The sequence below is a fragment of the Sphingobium trunci genome (assembly GCF_022664535.1).
In the GTDB taxonomy this organism is placed as follows: Bacteria; Pseudomonadota; Alphaproteobacteria; order Sphingomonadales; family Sphingomonadaceae; genus Sphingobium.
Genome location: NZ_JAKUJY010000023.1, coordinates 22,045 through 46,121, shown reverse-complemented (window position 1 = coordinate 46,121; position 24,077 = coordinate 22,045). Strand labels below are relative to the sequence as shown.

Here is a 24,077-nt window from a genome sequence, read left to right as displayed (position 1 = left end):
GACCAAGCCGCCCGCACATCGCAAGCGGCATCCCATGTTCGTATCGGGGAGCGTTACCGTCTGTCGAGAAGGCGCTGCCGATATCCGCTCGGCGTTTCGCCAGCCATCTTGCTGAATGTCGAGGAGAAGGTGCTGGAACTGGCGAACCCAAGCCGGAAAGCCACCTCCTTCAAGGGCATGTCGGTCTCCGCGAGCAGCGATCGCGCCTTAGCGAGCCGGACGCTTGCAACATATTCGTGCAATGTTTGCCCCGTCGTCTGCTTGAAAGACCGACGAAGATGGGCCGAACTTATTCCGCATTGCCGGGAAATTTCGTCGACGGTGGGCGCCCTCTGAGTGATGCTGTCGATATAGTCCCGAATGCGATTGAGTTCGTTGGCGGAAAAGCGTCCGTCGGAGGTACGCACGCGCCTTGCACTGTTGCGTGAAGTGAAATGCCTCGCGAGATCGATGGCGATTGATTGGGCAAGCGACTCGGCCATCAGATGGCTTGCGAAGCCGGGACTTTCCGCTTCCATTCCCAGTCTCTGCATCGCCTGTTCAACACGGAAGTTTCGCATGTCGTAGCATCGCGCCAGAGCCTCATCGTCCCAATCGTCGCGTTCGGGCCAAATGCGCCGGAACCAGTCATATTTGAAGGCACATTCCACTGTGCGCGCGCGCTCATTCACCTTGGCAGGAGTGGTTTCAACGGCCGTTCTTGCCGGGAAGAACATCAACTGGCCGAAATCGCGAACCTCTCCATGACGCATGTGGGCCGCGACGCTGACGGGGCCCGGACGCGGCCGGTAGCGAAGGATGAACATGTCCTCGCATTCGGTGATCTGCTCGTTCGCGCTCCATCTGTAATCGACGACCTGGATATTGACATCGTCCAGTTCCATCGCAGCCGAAACATGGCAGGCCCTTGCCGTCATATGCACCTCTCACAGCCGGCGCGGTTCCGACATTCCGGTGCCGGTCACCCGTTCGCACGGGGGAACCGAGACCAGGAATATGGCGCGGTTCGAGGTCGGGACACCAGCCGCCACCATGCGGAGCAAACGCGCTCATTTTAGAGCCATATCTAGAATATCCATCAGGATCGGCCAAGCCGGCCCGCTGCCAGCGGGGTCATTTTATATCCGCCAACTTCCGCCAGCCGGAAATAAGGCCGATCATCCTCTCTGCACGCGCCCGCGATCAGGAACCGCCGACCAGGCTTGTCATACCCGCCCCTTCGATGACGTCGCACAGGCCCATGCGACATGCGGGCCGGTTCAGGAAGCGATTTTCGTCTTCGCTCAACGCCGTGTAGACTTCGGGGCGTTTCAATATTTCGGTCATTTCGGCGATCGCCGCTTCATCGCGAAATTCATAGACGCTAATGGCGTCATAAGCGCAACCGGCGTCGCCGTCTCCCATGCGGCCGTTGCTCCACTCGTCCGACGAGAAATCGGCCATCGCGCCTGGATAGTGCCGTTTGAAGTCGACCAGCAGATGGCCAATGAACTTCGTACCGAGCGGAACATGCCGGTTTTCGTAATGATCGCGAAACTGCGCCGGCGTCAGGTCCGGTCGGCGCTTCAACAACACCATGAACTTCGTCTTCATCGCCGCCTTATCCTCGTTCCTCAATGATATCGCCGTTGAGCCGGTGGCCCCGGAGCGCGAGATCGCCCGAAGAACGATGTTTGGAAAGCGCCGTGACCACGCGCAAACGGGAAACATAAGCGAAAGTCACTCCGGACAATCGAAGCGCGATCCGCAGAGCGCGGTTTGCCGATAGGGGAACATGGCCGCCGCAGGCGCGGACGATCGACGAGGCAAAAACGGCCGTCGTGAACAGGGGGAGAGGAATCATGTTTTCCAGAAAGTCGTTGTTGATCCTTTCGACGGCACTGTCGGCGATCCCGGGGGCGGCGCTCGCACAAAACGCAACGCCGCAAGAGCAACCTGCCGACGCAGGCGAGATCGTCGTGACGGCACAGCGTCGCGAACAGGCGCTGTCCAATGTCGGCATGTCGATCAGCGCGATCGGCGGTGAACAGCTCAAGACGCGCAACTTCAGCGAGCCTTCCGACCTCGCGAAGCTGGTTCCGGGCCTGTCGGTCAGCGACAGCGGATTTTCCACGCCGATCTACACATTGCGCGGCGTCGGCATCAACGAACCGTCCATCGGCTCCAGCTCCTCGGTTGCCATCTATGTGGATGAGGTTCCGCTCGCCTATCCCGTCATGACGCAGGGCGCTGCGCTCGATCTCCAGCGCGTCGAAGTCCTCAAGGGGCCGCAAGGGACGCTGTACGGACAAAATTCCACCGGCGGCGCGATCAATTATATCGCCAACAAGCCGGGCGAGAGGTTCGAGGCGGGCATATCCGCGACCCTCGGGCGCTTCATGCGGGGCAATGTCGAAGCTTTCGTCAGCGGCCCCGTCAGTTCGACCTTGAAGGCGCGGGTCGCGGTCCGCGGCAGCTTCGGCGACAACTGGCAACGAAGCATGAGCCGTGACGACAGCCTGGGCCAGGTGCGCAATTTCTCCGGCCGCGTCATCACCGATTGGGAACCGTCGGACAGATTCCGCATGACGTTCAACGTCAACGGCTGGATCGACCGGTCGGATACCGTCGCCCCCCAGCTTGTCGCGGTTTTCCCCGGCAACTCGTTCAATATCGATCGCAACCTCGTCGTCCTGGATACCGTAAACACATCCAGTTGCAGTTCGCCTGCGGGCCGGTTGCCGGGTTGCCCCATCAATGCACGGACGGGTGCCCGCATCACCACGGCTACCGATCCGGTCATTGCGCGTCCCGCCCTGCTGCCCGGACGCCAGGCGCGGCTTGCAGACTGGGACACCGGCCAGGACTTCGACCGCAACGACAAGTTCCTGCAAGGATCGGTGCGGGCCCAATGGATGATCGATGACACGCTGACTCTTACATCGATCACATCCTATTCCTACCTCAAGCGCCGGCAGAATTCCGAATTCGACGGCACCGCCGTCTCCGAAAATCTGCGCCATCTGCAAAGGGGTTCGATCAAATCTTTCGCGCAGGAAGTGCGTCTGTCAGCCGACTTTTCCGGGGTCCACTGGCTGCTGGGCGCGAATTATGGCCACGACCGTACCAACGACGACGTGACACAATATCTGCGCAATGGCTCGGCTACCCAGAATATCGTGGGTCTCCGTTCCACGGGAGGGGAGGTGTTCGCCCGGCAGCGCATCGAGAATTGGGCCGTGTTCACCAATATCGACGCTGAGCTGACCGATCGGCTCTCGCTGTCGGCGGGCCTGCGACTGAGCCAGGACACACGCAAGTTCCGGGGCTGCGGAGCGCCACTCGACGCCGGTTCCGCGCAGGCCTACACCGCTCTCATCAATGTGTTCCGGGCAGGAGCGGGCCTCGCGCCCATTCCCGTCATCCAGCCCGGTCAATGCTATTCGGTTTACACCACCCCGGCTTTGCAGGCGAAGGACACGGCAGGGCTTCCGCTGCTGACGCCGGGCTTCGCGAACCGGAAGCTGGAACAGGACAATGTGCCTTGGAACCTTAACCTCAACTACAAGCCCACGCCGTCTTCGTTGCTCTACGCCAGGGTCAGCCGCGGGTTCAAGGCGGGCAATTTCTCGACGCTTAACACGCTCGATCATGTCGCCTACAATCCCGTCGTGCAGGAACAACTGACCGCTTACGAACTTGGCGGCCGGCTCCGCATGGGCCGGACCTTTAGTTTGGAGGTCGCGGCTTTTCGCTACGACTATATCGACAAGCAGTTGCGCGCCCGCATCTTCGTCGGCCCGCCCTTCGGCAACATCAATTCGCAGGACAGCATACCCAAGTCCCGGTTGAAGGGGTTTGAGGCGTCCGTGACGTTGCGGCCACTCGAGGGCCTGACGCTGACCGGCAGTGGCACGTATATCAAGAGCGAAATCCTGCGTTATATCGGCCAGACCGTCGACGGGATTCTTCAGGACCAGGCCGGTTCACCGTTCAACTTCACCCCGAAGTACAGCGTTAACGGCGACATCAGCTATGTCCGGCCATTGTCGGCAAGCGTCAACGGCTTCATGGGGGCAAACGTCGCCTACCGCAGCCGGACGTCGGCCGTATTTTCCCCACCGGGCACGCCGCAGCCCAATCTGGAGCCGTTCAAGATCGACGCCTACACGCTGGTCGACGGACAACTGGGCCTGGAGGCGGCAGACGGCCGGTGGAAAGCCTTTGTCTGGGGCAAGAATATCTTCGACAAATATTATGTCACCAACGTCATCCGCGTATCCGACGTCATCGTCCGCTTTCCGGGGATGCCCGCGACCTACGGGGCCACGGTCTCGTTCAAATTCTGATCCGGGTGGCGGGCGCTCCCCTGCCTTGCCTGCCGAACCGCCAAAACTTTTGCCGTTCTGCCTAACAGGCTGGCGGCAAAGGCCGGTTTCCATCTGATATCCTCCTTCCTTCCGACGATTTGTGAGAGGCAGCATGAGCAGCGGAACGACCTTACCGAAGGATCAGACGGATCGTCAGTTGACCGATCCCCGCTTCTTCGCGTCTGGCGGCCATCACGACCTGTTCCGCCGGCTGCGAAAGGAAGAGCCCGTGCGCTGGACCGATGGGGACGCGCCACGCCCCTTCTGGTCGGTCAGCCGCCACGCCGACTGCGTCGCGATCCTCAAGGACCCGGTGACTTTCAGTTCGCGGCTCGGCGGCCTGATGCCCCTGTCAGCCAGGGAACCCAACGAGCAGGAGATGCGCGCGGGCGGCTATGGGTTCATCCCGACCCATACCGATCCGCCCCGTCACATGACTCTGCGCCGGCCTTTCAACAAATTCTTTTCAGCGCCCGCCATCGCTCCGATGATCGCGAAGGTTCAAAACAGCGTCGACCGGATCATGGCGGACATCCTTCCGCGTGGCGAATGCGACCTGGTGGACGACGTCGCCGCCCAGCTCCCCACGCGGATCGTCTGCGACATGATGGGCGTGCCACCACAGGATCTGGCGCGCATCCGGCATCACTGCGCCGCCTTTCTGGGCGCGCAGGACCCGGCCTACCAGATCGACGGCGACGCACTGAAGACCCAGCAGGTCAACATGCGGGCCCTGTTCGACTATATGTTCGAACTCGCCATGCAGCGCCGCGGGGCGCCGAGCGACGATTTCACGAGCGTCATCGGCAATCTGGAGGTCGACGGCGAGAAACTGAGCGAAGCCGATGTCGGCTGGTGGTGCTTCTCGATCGTGGCGGCCGGTCTGGAAACGACCCGGGATTGCGTGTCGATCGGCATGCTCGAACTGCTCGGCAACCCCGGGGAGATGGAACGTCTCCGCGCCGACCCCGGTCTGATGAACCTGGCCATCGACGAAGTCGTGCGCTGGGTGAACCCTGCCATGCACAAGTTCCGCATCGCGACCCGCGATGTGGACATTGGCGGCAAAAGGATCAGGGCGGGCGACTGGGTGGTAGCGTGGCTGGTGTCTGCTAACCGTGACGAGAGCGTGTTCGACGATCCCTATCGGTTCGACGTGGGCCGCAAGCCCAACCCGCATCTCGGCTTCGGTGTGGGAGAGCATAGCTGTATAGGCAGGCATCTCGCCCGCATGGAAATGCAGCTCATGTTCCAGGCGCTGATCGAACACATTCCCGACATGAGGCAGGCGGGCGAGTGCGAATGGCTCGTTTCGAACAAACATAGCGTGCTCAAGACGCTCCCCGTCCGCTTCACGCCCCGCCCGGCCGTGGCCGCGTGACAGGAGGAAACATGCCCCTCATGCAAGCCCGTAACCGCCTGAACGCCATGATCGGCCGTGGCGAGCAACCTTTCGGCATCTTCATTTCGTCGCTCGACGCGGCATCCACCGACATCATGGCCGACGCCGGCTTCGATTTCGTGATGCTGGACGGCGAGCATGGCCGGCTGGACCGGATCGCGGTGGAGCAACATGTACGGGCGGCCCGTGCCGGCGGCATCCTGTCGTTCGTGCGTATTCTGGACAACGTGCCGACATTGATCCAGTCCATGCTCGATGTCGGCGCGGATGGCGTGATGGTTCCGCATATCGACACGGCCGACCAGGCACGCGCCGCCGTGGAGGCCAGCCGCTATGCGCCGCGCGGGCGACGCGGCATGTGCCCGGCCTGCCTGGCGGGGCGCTATACGCTCGAAGGCTGGACCGAGCATGTCCATGCTTCGGACGAGAACGCCATGGTCATTCCTATTCTGGAATCCCGCCGTGCGATAGAGAATGTCGCGGACATATTGGCCGTAGATGGCATCGATCTGGTGATGTTCGGGCCTGGTGACCTCTCCGCCGACATGGCGATCGATTTTTCGCGCGATGGCCATCGGATGGAAGCGGCGTGGCGGTGTACGCTCGACGCCGCGCGCACCGCCGGCAAGCTTGTCATGGCGCCGGCCGGGTTCACCTATGACGAGGCCGACATACTGCTCGTCGAGATGGAGCTGATGCTTCTCCGCAAGACGGTGGGCGGCATGGTCGCCGACCATCGCGCCACCCAAGCCGCCCGCGGCGCGCTGAAATGAAGATCGGAACGATGATGCCCCAAGCCTTCGATGTCACGCCGGTGCGCGCGGACCTGCCCTTTGCTGCGCGGATCACCGGCCTGGACCCTGCCCGCCTTTCAGACCCGGACGTGCGGGACGCGCTGCGAAACATATGGATCGACAAGGGTGTCCTTGTCTTTCGCGGGCTGGAGGGCGAGGATGTTCATCTCGAACTCAGCCGCATATTCGGCACATTGGTGCAGCATCCCGCGCGTGAGGCGCGCGCCGCGCATCCCGAGCTCATGACGGTGCGATACAAGCCCGAAAGCGGCTGGCTGATCGATGTCGACGGGGAACTGCGGGGCACGTGGCTGCCCTGGCATTCCGACCTCATCTATGTCGACCGGATCAACCGGGGCGGCATCCTGCGACCCGTCCAGTTGCCGAGCCACCTGGGCCAGACCGGGTTCATCGACAAGATCGGCGCCTACCAGAGCCTTCCCGACCATCTGAAATGGCGGATCGAGGGATTGAACGTCATTTACAAATATGACCTGGACGCCTCACACCAGAAATTCGGCCGGACCGCCAATCCGAAAATGGTGCGCATCAGTCCTGATGTCGCCAGCATACAGGCCAGGCTGGACGACTTCCCGCGCGTGCTGCATCCGATGGTCTATGAACAGCGTGAAACAGGGCGAAAGGTGCTGAACGTCTCGCCCTGGTTCGCGGTGGGGATCCAGGGCATGGAAAATGCCGAAGGGGACGCTTTGCTGGCCGAGGTCGCCGATCACATCGTAGGCAGCAGCGACGTCTATCTCCACGACTGGGAAATGGGCGACATGGTGTTGTGGGACAATTGGCGCACGTTGCACAGCGCCACGGGATGCCCCCCTGACGAAGAGCGCTGGATGCTGCGCACGACGATCGAGGGCGATTATGGCCTCGGCCGCACAGAGGACGACGCCGCAATCGACCGCGCCGGCTATATCACCGTCTGAACCGTCAAGCAGGGGCTGAGCGCATGGCGAACATTCTCGTGACCGGTGGGACCGGCCTGATCGGCTGGTGCACCGCTGAGCTTCTCGTGGAACAAGGACACAGGGTCGTCCTCTACGACCTTAAACCCATCCTCGAGAATATCGCGCATCTGGGCGATCGCGTGACGGTGGTGGCGGGCGACGTGACCGACCTGCCCAAATTGCTGCATGTGATGCGCAACCACGATGTGGACCATATATTGCATCTCGCAGCCTTCATCACCGATCAGGCCAAGCTCGATCCAGCTGGTGCGTTCAAGGTCAACGCGGTCGGCAGCGCCAATATCTTCGACGCCGCGCTGGCAACGAAAATCCGCAGGGTCGTATGGACGAGCAGCGTCATCGCGCTGGGTATAGGCCCCGGCTATGACGGAACGCCCGTCGATGAAAGCTATAACGTGGTTTCGCGATCGCCCTATGGGGCATCGAAATGGGGCTGTGAGGTGATCGCGGACGGATATCGTGCGCTAGGGCTCGACGTGGTCGGGATTCGGCCCGCGCTCACTTACGGGCTTGGCCGGCTGACCGGCGGCACCGGCATCTTCAACGCCGCGATCCGCAGCGCCGCGCTGGGCGAGGCCGCCGGGATGATGGCGTCGCCCAGCGGCCTGCACCAACCCATGTACAATCGCGACATGGCCGGGCTGTTGGTCGAGGCGATGCTGGGTCCGACGCCGCCGCACGGCATCTACAACGCGCCCGCCGAGCGGAGCTATAGCGACACGGAGATCGTGGACATCGTCTCCAGAGTGTTCCCGTCGGTGCAGGTGCATACCGATCCCCTGCCCGACTTCATTCCGCAGGTGCCGCTGGTCGATGGCAGCCGCGCGCGACGCGAGATCGCCTACACACCCCGCTATACGCTGGAGGACGGCATCCGCGAAATGGGCGAGACGTTCCGCTTCGAAGCGTCGGCGAGATGACTATGTCCCGACGATGGCGGCTCCGCCTTCGTCCGTACCACGCATCGCCATGACGTAGCGGGTCGTGGCCGCCACATGGCGCAAAGGAATACAGCGTCCGTATTCCTCGGATTCGATGAAGGCTTTGACACGATCCAACGATGGAAATTTCAGAATGAACAGATGGTCTGCCGGGATCGCGCCCTCGAACAGCATGGGGTGGTCGTCACGCGAAAGCAATTCGACATCACTCAGCGCAGCGATCAACGGCAAGGCACATGCGCGGTACTGTGCATATGCCGCTCGATCATGGACATCGATCGCTCCCAAAAGATAGGCCGTCACGCAAGTGTGGCCGTGTAGCGTTTCTCCAGATCCACAAACTCGTCCAGCCTGGCGGCACGCATCAGCTCCAGCGGATCGTGATAGGGGCCGGGATGGGCGGCAATATAGCCCGCATCCGTCCCCTTTTCCCGCATTTCGCGGAACACGTCTGCCATCGCGTTGGCGGCAACCCCCAGCGCTGTGCTGGCGAACATCGTGAAGGCATAGCCGATGTCGGCTAGGTCTGCCGTCGTATAGCCAGCCGGGGGGCTTCCCCCCATGTTCATTACGCGTCCGTCGATGCTGCCGACGACCTTACGCGACAGCGCCATCTGCTCGTCCGGCGGCAGGCTGAAGAAGGACCGGCCTTCCACCTGCATGAAAATCGGCATCACCATGTCCGCTCCGGCCTCCAGGAACAGGTTCGACCGTTCGATCACTTCCTCGATCGAGATCGTGTCGCCGTCCGTCCGGGCCACGATCACGAAGTCCGGATCCGTTCGGGCGTCGAGCGCGGCCTTCAACCGATCGACCGCTTCCTCGCGGCTCACCACCGTGCGCCCCGCCAGTAACGGACAATGTTTCGGCAGCGCCTGGTCCTCGATATGGACGCCCGCGACCCCCGCGCGCTCCATCTCGCGGATCGTCCGGCCGACATTGAGCACGCCGCCGAACCCTGTGTCGATATCGGCAAGGATCGGGATCGACACGGCCTGCGCCATGCGGGACGCGTGTTGGGCGATCTCACTCATCGTCAGCAGACCAAGATCAGGCGCGCCGAGCTGGGCGGCCTCGACTCCCAGTCCGGTCATGTGAATCGCCTGAAAGCCCGCTTGCTCGGCAAGACGGGCTGACAGCGCGTCGTAACAACTGGGCGCAACCACCAAGCCTTTGGCCAGTTCGTCGCGGAGCTTTGTGGTCATATGCATCGATCGGGGACTTTCCGGCGGTTCAGTGTGTCAGGCAGCCGTTTTCACGCGGCCAAGCGCCCAGTCGAGGCTACCGCCCGCCGCCACGATGTCGAGGATCAGGGGCGATACGGGTGCAAATTGCTCCGTCCTTCCGCTGTCGCAGTTGGCGGCCTCTCCGGTTGCCAGATCGATCGCAAGCCTGTCTCCCGTCGTGGCCAAGGCCGAGATGCCGGGCATCGCCCAGGTAAGAAAACCCTGGTCGATCGCGCCACGCTGGAACAGCGCGTTCACGCCGTCGCACAGCAGTGCCGCGATCCCGGCTTCCTTGCATGCCATGATCGCCGCCGTGTAATAATGGGCGTGGCCCCGACCCAGATTGTCGCCGGCTATCACGATATCGCCCGGTTTCACCGCAACGCTGAAGGCGGGATCTATCTCTTCCATCAGATGTTTGCGGCACTCCGCCCAGTCCCGGCTCATGCCTGCCTTGTCATAGCGGGAGGACAGGATATCGGTCGCGCCCAGCCCATCGCCGAACACCCATGCCTTCCCCTCAATCTTCATGGCTCGCCTCCAGCTCGCGCGTCAGATAGGGAGTGGGATCGGCGATGCGACCTTCGATCGCTGAGGCCGCGACCACCGCCGCATTGGCGAGGATCACCTCAGCGTCCTGGCTACCCATCCGCCCCCGCAACGTTTCGACCGAAGTCGAGACGCAGCGTTCGCCATCCGCCAGCTTGAGCGGCGAGAGGTTTCCGCTGTAACAGGCGCCGCAGCCCGGCTGGGTGACGGTCGCCCCGGCATCGAGGAAGATTTCGAGCAGACCCGCTCGCGCGGCGTCGCGATGGGTCTCGGCCGAGATCGGCGTGACGACCAGCCGAACGCCGGGATGCAGCTTTCGTCCGCGCAGCACGTCGGCGGCGAGCCTCAGATCGGACAGCCGACCGCTCGAACAAGAGCCGATATTGGCGGCAGTGACCGGCTGGCCCATCAGCGCGCCCAGTGGGCGCACCAGTTCGATTTCATGCGGACCCGCGATCAGCGTTTCGAACGCAGACAGGTCATATTCATATGTCGCGACATAGTCGGCGTCGCCATCCGCCACCACCGGCTCGAATGCTTCGCAGGCCCTGCCGTCCAGATAGTCGGCCAGCACGGCGTCATACGGGAATATGATGGTGAGCGCGCCGATCTGCACGGCCCCGTTGGCGATGGCCATGCGGAAGTCCATCGGCAGGCTGGCGACGCCGGGGCCGGAAAATTCCAGAACCTTCCCGCCCACCGCCTCGCCAAGATCATGGATCAGGCGATAGACCACGTCCTTGCCATTGAGTCCGCGCGGTAGGGCGCCGGTAAGGTTGATGCGCACGCATTGTGGGACGATCATCCAGATGTCGCCTGTCAAGATGATCGGATCCACCCCGAACAAGGCGGGCAGCGCGAAGCAGTTTGCCGCGCCCATCGTCGAACTCTGCGTGTCCGCCCCGATGCACACCGTGCCCGGCAGCGCGCGCCCCTGCTCGACTGGAATATGATGCGATATCCCGTTGCGACCGACATCATAGATGTTCGCTGCCGGAACACCCTGTTCTTCAGCGAAGCTCTTGATCTTGGGGTGCTCCTTGGCCGCCTGCTGCGGAAACCAGTCGGGCTGGAAGAAATGATCGAAGCAGAATATCAGGCGGTCGGGGTCCCAGACCTTCAATCCTCTCTGCCGGAACGTGTCGATGAAGGTCGTGCCGTCCAGGCACGTCATCAGATTTATTCTCGCAAGCACGGCTTCGCCTGTCGACGCATGCGACTGGCCAGCCGCGCGCGACAGAATCTTGGCGGCCATCGTCGATCCCATGGTATATTCGATCCTTCCTGACGCCGCCCCGGCGTGAGAGCCAGTCAGCCGTCGCTCTTGGCTATCCCCTTTTCAAAGCGCCGGGAAAGCGGAGAGATTTGCGAAACCCGCCAACCGTTTTGGCCATTTGCTTCCGCCCGTTTGATCTTGCGCATAGCGCCCAAAGCTGACGGTCTGCTTAAATCTTGGTTGCCATACCTAACAAGCAGGTCACCGTTCAGGGATCGAAGCGGCTAGTCAGAAGGCTGGAGATGGAGAAGGAGAAGGAAACACCATGGCTGCCACCGAATTGAAACGCTATCAGATCAAGCCAGACGGTTGGGACGGCTTTCTCGGGATTTGGCGCCGTATCGTGGCGGTGCGACGACGCCACGGCTTCGGCATTCTGTTCGCCCTTGCAGATCGTGAACAGAATATGTTCACATGGGCGATCTCACATGATGGTGATTTCGACGCCGCCGCAAAAGGTTATTATGATGATCCTGAACGGATCGAGCTCGAGATCGTGGGAAATTATGTTTCGGACTACGAAATCCGTAAGGTCGAGGTTCTCGACTTGCCTTAGGGCGTCGCCGGTACCGCGCGCATTTTGACGAATAAAAGGTCATTATTCCAAGTTGACGCCGTTCCGGCGGCGCGAGCATATTGTCCTGACACCCAGGCACCTCGCGTGATGGGAAATAAGGGCCGACCGCCGGAGAACCGGCGGCGGTCTGGGTAGAGGACAGGCGATGGCCATGATGCAGGCCCAGCAGCATGCGGGTTTCCAAAAGCAGGTCTTTGTGAAGCGGGCGGTCAGCGGCGCATCGATCGAAATAGCCGATTTCGAATTTGATGGCACGGAACTGGTGGGTTGCGAAGATCGCTCTTTGCTGCGCTGGCGCCTCGCACCAGACTATTTCAGCTCGTACTGGCAACTTCCTCGCCGTAGGGAGTATGTCAAGCTCGGCAACCTCATGTTCCTGACAGGGCGCGTTCCCTACCGGACACGCCCCTCCAACCCTCTTCGCTTCAGCCGCAACCTGCTCTGCCATTTCGAACCCGAGCTGGAATCGCGCATCCTCGATGACTGCAGACAGGGCGGGCGACCCGCATTCTCCGAATTTCAGGACATCCGGTGCGGACGGATCGAGCTCACGCTGCGGCGCATGCTCCAGGAGATGATGCAGCCCGGTTTCGCCAGCGAGTTGTTGCTTGACGGCCTTCTCGCCGCGTTGGTGGTCGATATCTGCCGCTATTTCCGGCGCGATATGCCAGAGGCCCTCGAAACGTCGCGACGGTGCGGGATGCTATCGAAGACGGACCTGCAAAAGATCGTCGACTTCATTCACGATGCTCGCGGCGGTTGTCCAACGGTGAGCCAACTCGCCAACGTCTGCGGGATAAATCTCTCGACCTTCCGGAGCCGGTTCAAATCCACAACGGGCAGGAGCGTTCATTCCTATGTCGAGGAAGTGCAACTCGAACGCGCCAAGGATCTGCTGCTGAACAGCGGCATGCTGATGAAAGAGATCGCCTATGATCTGGGCTTCACCCACCAGGCGACTTTCACCTCCAGCTTCCGCCGTCTCGTCGGTATGTCACCCAGCGACTATCGCGACGCCCATCGTCATTGATCCTGGGTCGTGCCGGCCTCACCTTGGCTTGGGGTGACGACGCCCGGCGTATTTAGTGTCTCCACCATGTAGAGCGCCATGGTCCGGCGATCGAGGAAGTTCTCTTCATCCGCGCGGATCACATCACCGATCTCGGGATTAGCGAGCGCGTCGAGCATACGCTGATAGTCCGGCGGCCCGGCAAAGCTCACCTCGGTCACCACATCGAACTCGGGGCCGATGAACCGTGTCGCCAGATGGGCGGGAACGAAACTATATGCCCGATCGCGGTAATTGCGTTCATAGGCGGTGAAGAAGGGCAAGAGCCTTGTCACCAGCGGCACATGGTTGGTCTCATAATAAGTGCGGAAGTCCTCGACGCTCATGCCCGGCTTGCGATTGATAAGGCACAGAAGTTTCACCCGCCCTCTCCCTTGTTCTGAACGATGGTCAGTAATTCGATCAAATTCTCGTCGGGGTCACGGAAATAGACCGACAGCCCCAACACCCCGTTGGAGCCGTAACGCTCGTCCGGACCGGCGATGATCGGCACGCCTTTTTCCCCCAGCAGATCTATAGCGTCAGCGATGGGCCGCTCCCAGCGGAAGCAGATATCGGCGGCCCCCGGGGTCGGGATACCCGCGACGATAGGATTGGCGTGCCCCGCTTGATGGATGTTCAGCATGGCGCCGCCCAGGCGAAGCTGGCGGATCATCACCCGGCCGCCCAATTCATATTCGCGGACCTGTTCGCCGCTGAGTATCTCACGATAAAAGCCGGTCGAGCGGTCGAGATCTGCGACGGTGATCGCGATATGGTCGATCGCACTGATGGGGTGGTTCATCTTGGCCCTCCCAGAAAATGCTAGGCAATCGTTGGCGACAGTCTCAATGCGGAAGTCGCAGCATGACCTTGCCCCTTGTGGTGCCCGCGTAGATCGCCTGGAGCGCAGGGACGAAATTTTCCAGCCCGTCGAATACGCGGTGCTCGGCCCGCAAGGTGCCGTCTCCATACCAGGCGGCAAGCTGCGCTTCGGCGCGCGCGAAACGTAGCGGGTCGGCATAGACCTCGTAGGAACTGAACGCCTCCCACCGCGCCTGGCGCATGAGGACATGCATGTGATTACGCAACGGCGCGACGTCCCCCTGATAGGCGGAGATCGCGCCGCAGGCGACGATCCGCGCCCTGGTGCGGATATGCGCGAGGCATGCATCGAGCATCTTTCCGCCGACATTGTCGAAATAGATGTCGATGCCGTCCGGACAAACCTGCGCCAGGGCATCGTCGAGCGAACCGGCCCGATGATCGATGCAGGCGTCGAAGCCGAGAAAGCCGGTCACATGACCGCATTTCTCCGGACCGCCGGCTATGCCAATGACCCGGCACCCCATCGCCTTGCCGATCTGGCCCACGATTCCGCCGACACCTCCGGCCGCGCCGGAGACCAGCAGCGTATCGCCGGGCCGGGGTTCGCCGACTTCGACCAGCCCCGCATAGGCAGTCAGCCCCACCATGCCCAATATGCCAAGATATGCCTCGAGCGGTGCGAGTTCGCTGTCGGCCGGCGCAAGCGCCGCCTCGTTCTGAATGGAATAGGCCTGCACGCCGCCACCGCCGCCTATGTCCCGCGCGAAACTGCCGACGGGAAAAGCCGCGCTCCGGCTCTCGACCACTTCACCCACCACCCAGGCGCGCACGATATCGCCCTTCCGAACGAACGTGTGGGCCAGATCCGGGTTCGATGCGATGAAGCTGTTCGGGTCCATGTAGATCCGCATGGCCGGATCGACCGAGATATAGCGAACCTGAAGAAGAACCTCCCCGGCCTCCAGCGGCCTGATTGGAACGTCCGTCGCGAGCATGAAGTTGTCGGCACGCACGACATCCCTGGGATAGCTGTTGAGGCGAACTTGGCTGTTCAACATGGCCTTGATCCTGTCGCGGACATGAAGATTCAGCGCCGCGTCGCGGGACGCGCGTCCAGTACCAGCGTCTTGGTTTCCAGATAGGGCTGGATAGCCTCCAGCCCGCCCTCGCGTCCGATACCCGATTGCCTGAAGCCGCCGAAGGCGATGTTGAAGTCGGGCTTGAGGCCGTTTTGCGACACGGTCCCCGCCCTCACCTCGCGCGCGATGCGATAGGCGGCGTCAACGTCATGGGTCATGACCGACCCGGCCAGACCGAAATCGGTCTGATTGGCGAGACGGACCGCGTCCTCGATTCCGTCATAGGTGGTCACACAGGCGACTGGCCCGAAAATCTCCTCTCGTGCGATGGTGGATCGATTGTCGACCCGGGTAAAAAGCGTCGGCTCGAAGAAAAAACCTCTATTGAGGCTCGCCGGGCGCCGTCCGCCCGTCGCTATGCTGGCGCCCTCGTCCAGACCCTTGCGGATATATCCCTCGACCCGTTCGAGCTGGCGGCGCATGGCGACGGGTCCCATCGCGGTCTGCGCATCATAGGGATCGCCAAGCCGGATTTCCTCCAGACGCGCCACCATGGCGTCGACGAAATCCTGTTCGCGCGACCGTGGCACCAGGAAGCGGGTAAGGTTGGAGCAGACCTGGCCGGTCAACTGGGTGAGTGTTGGCGCCAATATTGCGGCCGCCTCGCCCATGTCGATGTCCTCGAGCAGGATGGCGGCCGACTTTCCCCCCAGTTCCAGCGTGCAGCGCGCGATGCGTTCGGCACAGGCACCCGCAATCTGCTTGCCAGCGATTGTGCTGCCGGTAAAACTGACCTTGTCCACGCCGGGCTGACGCACAAGAAAATAGGACACGTCCCGGTCGGCTACGACAAGGTTGACGACGCCGGGCGGAAAGTCGACCGCCTCGCAACATTCCGCCAGAATATAGGCCTCCAGCGGCGATTCCGGGGACGGCTTCATGACCACCGTGCAGCCCGCCAACAAGGCCGGCGCGACCTTGATCGCCATGGCGAAGAGCGGCGCGTTCCAGGGCGCGATCGCCGCTACGACGCCTACGGGCTCCCTGACGACCATCCCGACGCTGCCGGGGTACATGGTCGGCCGTTCCTCCTCCCAAATATGGAGCGATGCGTTGCGCGCCTGAAATCCGAACATTTCTATGCCCAGCCCGGTGCCAGCCTGGGAAAAGGGATAGACGACGCCGATCTGCCCGGTCCAGGCATGGGCGAGTTCGTCTGCGCGCTGGTGGAGCACATGGACGAGACGTTCAAGATGGCCAGCCCGTTCGGCCGGACTCATCCGTCGCCAGGGTCCTTCGTCGAAGGCTTTGCGCGCTGCATCCACGGCGCGTTCAACGTCCCGCTCATCGGCTGCCGCGACATGGCCGACCACGTCCTCCGTCACCGGCGAGATCAATTCGAAGCGGCGGGAGGAGGACGGCTCGACCCATTGCCCGCCGATGAAGAAGCGATCGGGATGTTTGACCGACAGCGAGCCGAAAAAACGCGTCATTCTTGTGTTCTCCGTCAATCAGGATCATCCTCGCTCACCGGGTCGGCCCGATGCACCGACATGTCTCCAGATGGCGCGCTTGCGCTCAGCGGTCGGACGTCGTTGTGGTTCTTCCATCAACAGCGCTGGATGGACAAGGCGTTCGACGCAGGATGTGCGGAAGACGAAAAAATTGAGCGCTTTGGCTAAGTCCCGCGTGAGAGCGGAATGCCACATCAATGCTTCGAAAGGCCAAATGGATCGGACTGCCGTGAGGCGACTCCAGCGCTAGGATGTCCCGGCTGAAAGCGTGCGCCGCGCGGTTCGATCGAATGGAGCGGGGGGCGCAGCCGACGGCGAAATCAAGACAGAGAGGGCGCATGTCGATCAAGAGCAAAGCCGCGATGGCCCTGGAAAAAGGCACGCGGATCGAAGTCGATCTGATCGACGTCGATCCCCCAAAGGCGGGCGAGGTGCTCATCGAGGTCAAGGCTGCGGGCCTATGCCATTCCGACTTGCACGCGGCGACCGGACATATCCAATTCAACGCCGGCTTTCCCGGCCTGCTGGGGCATGAGGGCGCGGGCGTCGTCCTGGAAACCGGCCCAGGCGTCACCCGCGTCAGGCCCGGCGATCATGTCGTGCCGTTCGTGCCCGAATGCGGCGAATGCGCGATGTGCCGATCGGCGAAAACGAATCAATGCATCGCGAGCTTCGTCGACGCCGGGCAGGACAGCCGATATAGTTACCGGGGCCGCAGGCTGCATCCCTTCATGGGGCTGGGACTATTCAGCCAATATGCGGTTCTGCGCGAGCATAGCCTGGTGCCGGTGCGTAAGGACGCGCCGTTCGAACGGCTGTTCTACTTCGGTTGTGGCGCGACCACTGGCCTCGGGTCGGCGCTGTTTCGCGCGGAGGTCGAACCAGGATCGAGCGTGATCGTCTTCGGCCTGGGCGGAATCGGCCTCAATGTGGTCCAGGGCGCGCGTCTCGCCGGCGCGGCAAGGATCATCGCCGTAGACACCAATCCCGCGAAGGCGGACGTCGCGCGCCGCCTGGGCGCCACCGATTTCGTCGATCCCGCGGCGATCGACGGCGATGTCGTGCCCCTCCTCATCGACATGACCGGCGGCGGCGCGGATTTCACGTTCGAAGCGGTCGGCAATGTCAAGCTGATGCGGCAGGCATTCGAGGCCGCGCATTTCGCCTATGGTACATGCACTATCATCGGCCTCTCCCCGGCGGATGATTTGCTGTCCATCGCGCCGATCGGCCTTGTTATGGGCCGGCGCCTTCAGGGCGCCCCCATGGGTGGCGCCAGCGGATTGCAGCATATCCCCCGCTTGATCGACTGGATGATGGACGGCAAGATCATAATGGACCCGCTCATCACCGGCCATATGCCGATCGAGCGGATCAACGAAGGCTATGAGATGCAGGGCCGCGGAGAAGGAATACGGACCTATGTCACATTCTGAGCGCCATGCTCGGCCACGCCCGCAAATGGGGAAGCGGGCTCAAAAGTCCATCGGCAGGCGCAGGTAGTCGCGATAGACGAAATCGCGATGCGCCCTCAGTTCCGGTGTGACCATCGCGCGCAGTCCCGGACTCCCCGAGCTGTACAACATACGCAGATGGTCCGGCATCGGATTGAGATCGTGCGGCAGGGGATCGATCATGCCGAAAAAGGCCGCGAAATGGATATCCGTGGCAGTCAGCGCATCACCCACGAGATAGCGCGAGCCCGCCGCCTTCTGGCGCTGTAATCGGGTATCGAGCATCGAGAGAATGGCTATCAGCCTGCCGGTGGAAGCGGCCATCGCGTCGGTTGTGCCGCCATAATCCTTGAAGGCGCGGAGCGGGAGCATCGTCTTGGTGGGATCGCCGCCAGCTTGCGCCACCAGCATGTTGAAAATGTCGAGACGGCGATTCCACCCCAATCCATCCTCGCCGCAGATCTGGTGGGAGACGCCGACGCATTCGGCCTGCCCTTCGCGTGTGGCGGGCAACAGCGACGGGCCGCTGCCGAGCCGTTCGGCGAGGAAGAGGATGTCGAGCCAGCTATGCCGGGGCTTTTCGTCATCATAGACGGCGACCGGTGCGTTACGCGTCCCGGTCCAGGCAAACAGCTCGTCATTATCGGCAAGGCTGTTCTGCGCGACGGCCACGAAACCGACGCCCCGCGCGTAGAATATGCTCTTGGCCGCCTCGCCCCAGGGTCCGGGACTTCCCGCCGACAGAACCAGCCGCAGGCCCGCCATCGGCCGCGCTTGCGCACACGAAATATACTCCACGCCCCTCTCCGTCGTCCTGCCTCAACCGATTGTCGGATGATCGAGGTGTCGCGGCATTGCGCGCATCACCCGACCGACTCGTAATATTCCACCACTTCATGATCGACATTGGGCCAGAATCTCTGCGCCCAGGGCTTGAGGCGGGGGTCGGCGATGAAGATGTCCTTTGCCGCCTTCGACTCCCATTGCATGCAGCAGACGAAACTCTCCGCCTTGGCATGGCTGCGCAGCAGTTCGCAGGAAACAGCGCCTGGCAGCGACATCAAAATCTCGCGGAACTCCGGCCAGAGCGCGATATAGTTGGCGCCCCCGCCAGGTTTCATGTCGAGATAGGCCCGTTCGATCACGGGACCTGTTTCCGGGGGATTGGGCATCGTCAGGCTCCTTCTGGCGTCGGGATGGCGCGCTGATTGAACAGCATCTTGCGGAAGCGCGCCTTTTCTTCTTCCGAGAATTTGTTGGGATCGACCGTCAGTTCCTTGCCGACGTCCATGCCCCGCTGGACCCCGGGCCGGGCGGAAACCTCCTCAAGCCAGCGCTTGACATGCTTGAATTCGTCGAGGTCCTGCCCGTGCATGTGCCAGTTATTGGCCCATGGGAAAACCGCCATGTCGGCGATGGTGTAAGCGTCGCCTCCCAGATAGCGATTCTTATGCAACCCCCAGTTGAGCACCCCATAGAGCCGGTTGGTTTCATCAGCATAGCGCTGCTTCGCATAGCTTTGATCGCCAAATTGCGGGTCGAGCCGGTTGAAATGATTGAATTCGCCGATCTTCGCTCCGAAATTGGCGGCCTGCCAGACCACCCACTGTACCGCCGCATATTTGCCATGCGGATCGGGGGGAAGGAATGCATCGTGCTTTTCCGCCAGATACAGGAGGATGGCACAGGATTCGAATACCGGCACCGGCGTGCCACCCCCCTTTGGCTCCGTATCCACCATCGCCGGCATGCGATGGTTGGGATTGATCGCCAGGAATTCAGGTTTGAACTGATCCCCCTCGATAATGTTCACCGGTATGATGCGGTAGGGGATGCCGGCTTCCTCCAACAAGATTGTAACCTTCTTGCCATTGGGCGTGGGCCAATAATGTAGATCGATCATGCTGTCTCCAATTCGGAACTGGGTGTGATCAGGCGGCGTTGCCGATCCTGTGCCTGTGGTCCTGGCTCCAGGCGATCCGCACCGGCAGGTGCTTGACACCCTTGGCGACCGATCCACCGAACACCAGCGGCCCGGCAATCTCGATATGGTCGGTACGCGCCAACAGGTTGCGCAGCATCACCTTGGCCTCCAGCATGGCAAGCATCCGCCCGATGCAGTTGTGCGTTCCGTGGCCGAAGGTCAGATAAGGGTTGATCTTGCGCGTGATATCGAAGCGATAGGGATCGGCGAAGACGCTTTCGTCCCGATTCGCGGAATCGATCATCAGAAACAGCCAGTCGCCTTTCGCGATTTTCCGGCCGGCGATTTCCGTATCCGCTGTCGCGACCCGCAAATTGGTCGTGGCGGGCGACGTCCAACGCAACATCTCACCGATCGCTGTGTTCATCAGGCCGGGATCGGCCCGCAGCAGAGCCATCTGGTCGGGGTGCTGCAACAGTGCGAGCAATCCGCCTGCAATGACGTTACGCGATGTCTCGAAGCCCGCGGCGAGCAGTTGCCACGCCCCCCAGGCCGCCTCCTGCTCCGTCCACGGTTCGCCATCGATCTGGCCCTGCGCGGCGATGGTGCACAGATCTTCCTGCGGGTCGTGCCTCCGCTGCTCGACCAGCTTGGCGATATAGTCGAACGTGATGTCCATCGCTTTCCGAAACGTCGCGCCGGGGGAATCGCCGAGTTGGAATTCGGGATCGGAATAGAAGGCGAAGCTGCTGACCACGCCTTCCAGACGCGCCCAGTCCTCCCGCGGTATGCCGAGCAACTGGAAGATCATTCGCGCGGGAACCTGGGTGGCGGTCTCCATCGCGTAATCGAAGGTGTCGCGGCCCTGCATCTCGTCAAGGATGCCTTCGACCACCTTCTGGCATTGCCCGTCGAGCTTGGCGACCTGAGGACCCGAGAAATAGCGGGCGAACACCCGGCGCAAATCGCCGTGGCGCGGCGGATCGGTGTTGGACACCATGACACCGAAGCCCTGTGATTCGCGGTCATGCTTGTGGAAATCCGGATCGGCCGGGATGATGTTGCCCGCCGCCTCGCTCGAAAAGAGGTTGGGCTGATCGTAGATCATCTTGAGGTCGGCGTGCCTTGCGATCAGCCACGCGCCGCGATCCGGCCAGGGCTGCGCCCAGCGGACCGGGTCATTTTCCCGGAGCCATCGCAGCATATGGCCATATTCGGGCGTGTGGCAGAATGTCGGGTCGGCCATCCTGCTCGAGAAGGTGTCGATATTGTCGGCGTTGATCTCGGGAGACATGTCGAACTCCTCCCGTCAGGCCGCGTCGCGCGCGAACGGCGCGACGACATCCAACCGCGCCTGGGACAGAGCGGTGCTATCGTCGACCGTGGCGACCCGACGCATCTCGCGGCGTTCGCGCATGTCGAAGCGGCGCCCCCGGTGCAGGACGGACCTGTTGTCATACAGGACCACGTCGTTCGGTTTCCAATAGTGCGAGTAGACATGCTCGCGCTGGCCGATATGCTCGATCAGCTCATGGGCCAAGGCGCGCCCTTCCGGGATGGACATGCCCGATATCTCGCACACCTTGCTATCGCACCACAGCAGCTTGCGCCCCGAGCCGGGATGGGTACGGACCAACGGCCAGCGCACTGGCGGGAAGACACGAAGATCTTCCGGCCGATCCTCGATACCCAGCCATTGGCGGGTGAAATGCGAATAGAAGGTGGCGGTCCGGTCGGCGATCAGCGCCTTGGTATCGTCGTCCAGCGTATCGTAGGCGCTGCGTAAGTCGGCATATTCGGTGGCGCCGCCCTTGCTGGCCGCCGTCGTCGCGGTAAGGATGGAATAGCGATAGGGATGACGATCATAGGAGGAATCGCTGTGCCAGAAGCGGTTGCCGACATTCATGATCGCCTGCTTGTGCGCCTGGTCGGCAACATCGCCCGAAGCGGCATCGACATTGGAAATGTCGCTGATCGCCGCGCTGGTATAGCGATCCTGCACCTTCTTCATCAGCTTTTCCTGAAGCCCGACATCGAGCGGCCCCAGTTGAGCGCCAAGGGCCACCAGTTCCTCGTTGTTCAACGGCTGATCGTGAAAGACCAGGACCGCATAGCGGTCGCTTCCCTCGATGACGGTGGCAAGCGTCTCCGCGTCGAGCGGCTTGCGAAGGTCCACACCGTCGACGGACGCGACGAACGTCTCGTTCCTGATGGGAGTAAATGTGATGGGCATGCGGCCTTTCCTTTCGGCCGCCCATTATGAGGAGAGACGACCCGGACGATAGAAAGACATGTTACCCAAAACTGGGCTAACTGATCATCTATGGGCATGGGCCTTGCCGGTCGAAGGCCGATCGGACCGCCAACTAATACGGGCTTCCGTTTTCCAAACAGTCTGTCGATCCGAAAAAGCGATTGGCATGGTTTGCTCGGCTACCCCCTCCTAGCATGCGGTGCTCAACTGCGCAGAAGGACGCTGCATGCCGACCGAAAAACCCGTCTTCATGCTGATCGCGGGCGCCCTGCACCCGGCCTGGGTGTGGCGCCATGTGGTCGCACTGCTCGAAGATAGCGGATTTCGGGTGATCGCGCGCGATCTGCCGGGCATGGGCGACAACCGAGAAATGCATGTCGATAATGTCACCCTGGCGGACTGGACGGATGATGTGGTGCGCGAGATTCAATCGGTGGGCTCGCCCGTCATCTTGGTCGGACACAGCCGCGGCGGCTTGATCGTCGGCGAAGCGGCGGAGCAGGTGCCCGAGAGGGTCGCCGCGATCGTCTATGTTTCCGCCCTCGTGGTTCCGCGGGGCCGTACGGCAGCTGAGGTCATGGCGATGCGGCCGCACGATCATGTCATCGCGGCGCCAAGCGGAAAGTCCTTCACCATGGCGCCGGACGTCGTCTTGGCGCTGATGTACAACCGTTCCGACCCACAGGAGGCAAGCCTTACAGTCGCCCGCCTCACCCCCGAACCTTTCGCGCCGCTGATCACGCCCGCGGGCATAACCCTCGCCCGATGGGGCAAAGTTCCCAAAATCTATGTGGAGTTGACGGACGACCGGACATTGACCCTGGAACGACAGAGGCTGATCCAGTCGGAGGTCGAGCTACAGGACGTCATCGCCATAGACGCCGATCACTCCCCGTTCCTGAGCGCGCCGGAGGAACTGGCACGCGCACTCGTCGCCGTGGCGGACGGTCTGGCAGAACGACCGAACCGGCAGGACAAACGCAGTCGCGCCTGATTGCGCAAGATCGTCAGATGGCGCCTCCCCCCGCCCGCCAACCAGAGTGAGAGCCGCACATTATCCCGTTTAAGTCGAACGTCCGATTCACCGATCAGGAGACAGATGAATGAAGTTTGCCAATCAGGTGGCGGTCGTCACCGGCGGCGGGTCAGGTATCGGCCTGGCCACGGCCCGCCTGCTCGCTACGGAAGGGGCCACCGTCATCGTCGCCGATATCCGGAGGGAGGCGGCGGAAATGGCCGTCGCCGACATTGCCGCCTCGGGAGGTCGGGCCCATGCATGCGTCGGCGATATCGCAGATCGCGATCTGGTCCAGGAGGGCGCGCGGGATATCGTCGCGCGTTTCGGCAAGATCGATCTATTGGTGAACAATGCGGGGCTGCCGGTGCCGGGGTCGCCCGAGACCTACAAAGAACTTGGACGCTCGCTGGACGTCAACGTCTGCGGCGCGTTCCATTGGTCGCAGGCCGCGGCGGTGGAAAGCATGATCCCCAACCGGTCGGGCGCGATCGTGATGGTATCGTCTCTCGCCGGCCTCGTCGCGCTGCCCGGTGATATCGGCTATGTCATTGCGAAACATGGCTTGTTGGGAATGACGAAAGCGCTGGCGATCGAATGGGCGGAGTACGGCATTCGGGTCAACTGCGTCGCCCCGGGCACCACATCCTCCCTCATGGTGCAGGAAGCGATGAGGGACTATCCGACCTTCATGGCAGAGCGTATCGGGCGAATACCGATCGGCAGGATCGCTGAACCGGAAGATCAGGCCAAGGCGATCCTGTTTCTCGCGTCGGATGACGCAGCCTATATCACCGGGGTCACGCTCCCGGTGGACGGTGGGCAGATGGCGCTGCATTCGGGCTTTACCAAAGGGCGTTGATC

Annotated in this window: 25 protein-coding genes; 10 read left to right on the top strand and 15 right to left on the bottom strand. The window is 62.0% G+C overall.

Features of this window, described 5'->3' with window-relative positions; translation table 11 throughout:
• Window positions 1-53 precede the first annotated feature (53 nt).
• Both MJ601_RS17355 and MJ601_RS17350 read right to left on the bottom strand, forming a co-directional pair.
• Window positions 54-917, bottom strand: coding sequence for a helix-turn-helix transcriptional regulator (locus tag MJ601_RS17355; protein WP_242128715.1), 864 nt, complete (start codon window positions 915-917; stop codon window positions 54-56).
• Between the two features lie 265 nt (window positions 918-1,182).
• Complete coding sequence (locus MJ601_RS17350) at window positions 1,183-1,710, bottom strand: EthD domain-containing protein (protein WP_242128713.1); 528 nt, start codon at window positions 1,708-1,710, stop codon at window positions 1,183-1,185.
• A gap of 131 nt (window positions 1,711-1,841) precedes the next feature.
• Between MJ601_RS17350 and MJ601_RS17345 the strand changes: the two genes are divergently transcribed.
• The 5 genes from MJ601_RS17345 to MJ601_RS17325 all read left to right on the top strand — a co-directional run bounded on the left by MJ601_RS17345 (window position 1,842) and on the right by MJ601_RS17325 (window position 8,448).
• A complete protein-coding gene (locus MJ601_RS17345) occupies window positions 1,842-4,328 on the top strand; it encodes a TonB-dependent receptor (protein ID WP_242128711.1) in 2,487 nt (828 codons plus the stop codon).
• A gap of 133 nt (window positions 4,329-4,461) precedes the next feature.
• Window positions 4,462-5,730 carry a cytochrome P450 gene (locus tag MJ601_RS17340; protein WP_242128708.1) on the top strand — a complete coding sequence of 423 codons (1,269 nt, stop codon included), beginning with the start codon at window positions 4,462-4,464 and terminating at the stop codon, window positions 5,728-5,730.
• An 11-nt stretch (window positions 5,731-5,741) separates the two neighbouring features.
• Window positions 5,742-6,524: an HpcH/HpaI aldolase family protein gene (locus tag MJ601_RS17335; protein ID WP_242128706.1), complete on the top strand. Its 783-nt coding sequence runs from the start codon at window positions 5,742-5,744 to the stop codon at window positions 6,522-6,524.
• A gap of 11 nt (window positions 6,525-6,535) precedes the next feature.
• Window positions 6,536-7,486 carry a TauD/TfdA dioxygenase family protein gene (locus MJ601_RS17330; protein WP_242128704.1) on the top strand — a complete coding sequence of 317 codons (951 nt, stop codon included), beginning with the start codon at window positions 6,536-6,538 and terminating at the stop codon, window positions 7,484-7,486.
• A 23-nt stretch (window positions 7,487-7,509) separates the two neighbouring features.
• Window positions 7,510-8,448, top strand: a complete 939-nt coding sequence (locus tag MJ601_RS17325) for an NAD-dependent epimerase/dehydratase family protein (RefSeq protein WP_242128702.1) — start codon at window positions 7,510-7,512, stop codon at window positions 8,446-8,448.
• Here the strand turns inward: MJ601_RS17325 and MJ601_RS17320 are convergent, their stop codons facing one another.
• The 4 genes from MJ601_RS17320 to MJ601_RS17305 are packed head-to-tail and all read right to left on the bottom strand — an operon-like array spanning window position 8,449 to window position 11,499.
• Window positions 8,449-8,772, bottom strand: a complete 324-nt coding sequence (locus MJ601_RS17320; protein ID WP_242128700.1) for a DUF1330 domain-containing protein — start codon at window positions 8,770-8,772, stop codon at window positions 8,449-8,451. It abuts the gene before it with no gap.
• A complete protein-coding gene (locus MJ601_RS17315) occupies window positions 8,769-9,680 on the bottom strand; it encodes an isocitrate lyase/PEP mutase family protein (RefSeq protein ID WP_242128698.1) in 912 nt (303 codons plus the stop codon). The genes MJ601_RS17320 and MJ601_RS17315 overlap by 4 nt, the downstream gene beginning before the upstream one ends.
• 30 nt (window positions 9,681-9,710) lie before the next feature.
• A complete protein-coding gene (locus MJ601_RS17310; protein WP_242128696.1) occupies window positions 9,711-10,226 on the bottom strand; it encodes a 3-isopropylmalate dehydratase small subunit in 516 nt (171 codons plus the stop codon).
• Window positions 10,216-11,499 carry a 3-isopropylmalate dehydratase large subunit gene (locus tag MJ601_RS17305; protein ID WP_242128694.1) on the bottom strand — a complete coding sequence of 428 codons (1,284 nt, stop codon included), beginning with the start codon at window positions 11,497-11,499 and terminating at the stop codon, window positions 10,216-10,218. The genes MJ601_RS17310 and MJ601_RS17305 overlap by 11 nt, the downstream gene beginning before the upstream one ends.
• A gap of 286 nt (window positions 11,500-11,785) precedes the next feature.
• Between MJ601_RS17305 and MJ601_RS17300 the strand changes: the two genes are divergently transcribed.
• Complete coding sequence (locus tag MJ601_RS17300) at window positions 11,786-12,076, top strand: hypothetical protein (RefSeq protein ID WP_242128692.1); 291 nt, start codon at window positions 11,786-11,788, stop codon at window positions 12,074-12,076.
• A 166-nt stretch (window positions 12,077-12,242) separates the two neighbouring features.
• Window positions 12,243-13,127, top strand: a complete 885-nt coding sequence (locus tag MJ601_RS17295) for a helix-turn-helix transcriptional regulator (RefSeq protein ID WP_242128690.1) — start codon at window positions 12,243-12,245, stop codon at window positions 13,125-13,127.
• Here the strand turns inward: MJ601_RS17295 and MJ601_RS17290 are convergent.
• From MJ601_RS17290 to MJ601_RS17275, 4 genes are read right to left on the bottom strand one after another with little or no spacing between them, the layout of a single operon-like run.
• Complete coding sequence (locus MJ601_RS17290; RefSeq protein WP_242128688.1) at window positions 13,121-13,528, bottom strand: EthD domain-containing protein; 408 nt, start codon at window positions 13,526-13,528, stop codon at window positions 13,121-13,123. The genes MJ601_RS17295 and MJ601_RS17290 overlap by 7 nt on opposite strands.
• Window positions 13,525-13,950 carry a VOC family protein gene (locus MJ601_RS17285; RefSeq protein ID WP_242128685.1) on the bottom strand — a complete coding sequence of 142 codons (426 nt, stop codon included), beginning with the start codon at window positions 13,948-13,950 and terminating at the stop codon, window positions 13,525-13,527. The genes MJ601_RS17290 and MJ601_RS17285 overlap by 4 nt, the downstream gene beginning before the upstream one ends.
• A 43-nt stretch (window positions 13,951-13,993) precedes the next feature.
• Window positions 13,994-15,031 carry an MDR family NADP-dependent oxidoreductase gene (locus MJ601_RS17280; protein WP_242128684.1) on the bottom strand — a complete coding sequence of 346 codons (1,038 nt, stop codon included), beginning with the start codon at window positions 15,029-15,031 and terminating at the stop codon, window positions 13,994-13,996.
• Window positions 15,032-15,060: 29 nt separating this feature from the next.
• Window positions 15,061-16,545 carry an aldehyde dehydrogenase gene (locus MJ601_RS17275; protein ID WP_242128682.1) on the bottom strand — a complete coding sequence of 495 codons (1,485 nt, stop codon included), beginning with the start codon at window positions 16,543-16,545 and terminating at the stop codon, window positions 15,061-15,063.
• A 359-nt stretch (window positions 16,546-16,904) separates the two neighbouring features.
• Here MJ601_RS17275 and MJ601_RS17270 point away from each other — a divergent pair, with 359 nt between their 5' ends.
• On the top strand, window positions 16,905-18,002 hold the full coding sequence (locus MJ601_RS17270; RefSeq protein ID WP_242128680.1) for an alcohol dehydrogenase catalytic domain-containing protein: 1,098 nt from the start codon (window positions 16,905-16,907) through the stop codon (window positions 18,000-18,002).
• A 39-nt stretch (window positions 18,003-18,041) separates the two neighbouring features.
• Here the strand turns inward: MJ601_RS17270 and MJ601_RS17265 are convergent, their stop codons facing one another.
• The 5 genes from MJ601_RS17265 to MJ601_RS17245 form a co-directional block, all read right to left on the bottom strand.
• Window positions 18,042-18,818, bottom strand: coding sequence for a glutathione S-transferase family protein (locus MJ601_RS17265; protein WP_242128678.1), 777 nt, complete (start codon window positions 18,816-18,818; stop codon window positions 18,042-18,044).
• 65 nt (window positions 18,819-18,883) lie between these two features.
• Entirely contained in the window at window positions 18,884-19,192 is a 309-nt protein-coding gene (locus MJ601_RS17260; protein ID WP_242128676.1) for an antibiotic biosynthesis monooxygenase family protein, read from the bottom strand.
• Between the two features lie 2 nt (window positions 19,193-19,194).
• The gene (locus MJ601_RS17255) at window positions 19,195-19,923 is read right to left on the bottom strand and encodes a glutathione S-transferase family protein (RefSeq protein ID WP_242128674.1); all 729 of its coding nucleotides are present in this window, start codon (window positions 19,921-19,923) and stop codon (window positions 19,195-19,197) included.
• 28 nt (window positions 19,924-19,951) lie between these two features.
• Window positions 19,952-21,238: a cytochrome P450 gene (locus tag MJ601_RS17250; RefSeq protein WP_242128672.1), complete on the bottom strand. Its 1,287-nt coding sequence runs from the start codon at window positions 21,236-21,238 to the stop codon at window positions 19,952-19,954.
• Between the two features lie 15 nt (window positions 21,239-21,253).
• A complete protein-coding gene (locus MJ601_RS17245; protein WP_242128670.1) occupies window positions 21,254-22,177 on the bottom strand; it encodes a TauD/TfdA dioxygenase family protein in 924 nt (307 codons plus the stop codon).
• A 247-nt stretch (window positions 22,178-22,424) separates the two neighbouring features.
• Between MJ601_RS17245 and MJ601_RS17240 the strand changes: the two genes are divergently transcribed.
• Both MJ601_RS17240 and MJ601_RS17235 read left to right on the top strand, forming a co-directional pair.
• Window positions 22,425-23,192, top strand: coding sequence for an alpha/beta fold hydrolase (locus MJ601_RS17240; protein WP_242128668.1), 768 nt, complete (start codon window positions 22,425-22,427; stop codon window positions 23,190-23,192).
• Between the two features lie 109 nt (window positions 23,193-23,301).
• Entirely contained in the window at window positions 23,302-24,075 is a 774-nt protein-coding gene (locus MJ601_RS17235) for an SDR family NAD(P)-dependent oxidoreductase (protein ID WP_245405837.1), read from the top strand.
• The last annotated feature ends 2 nt before the right edge of the window (window positions 24,076-24,077 follow it).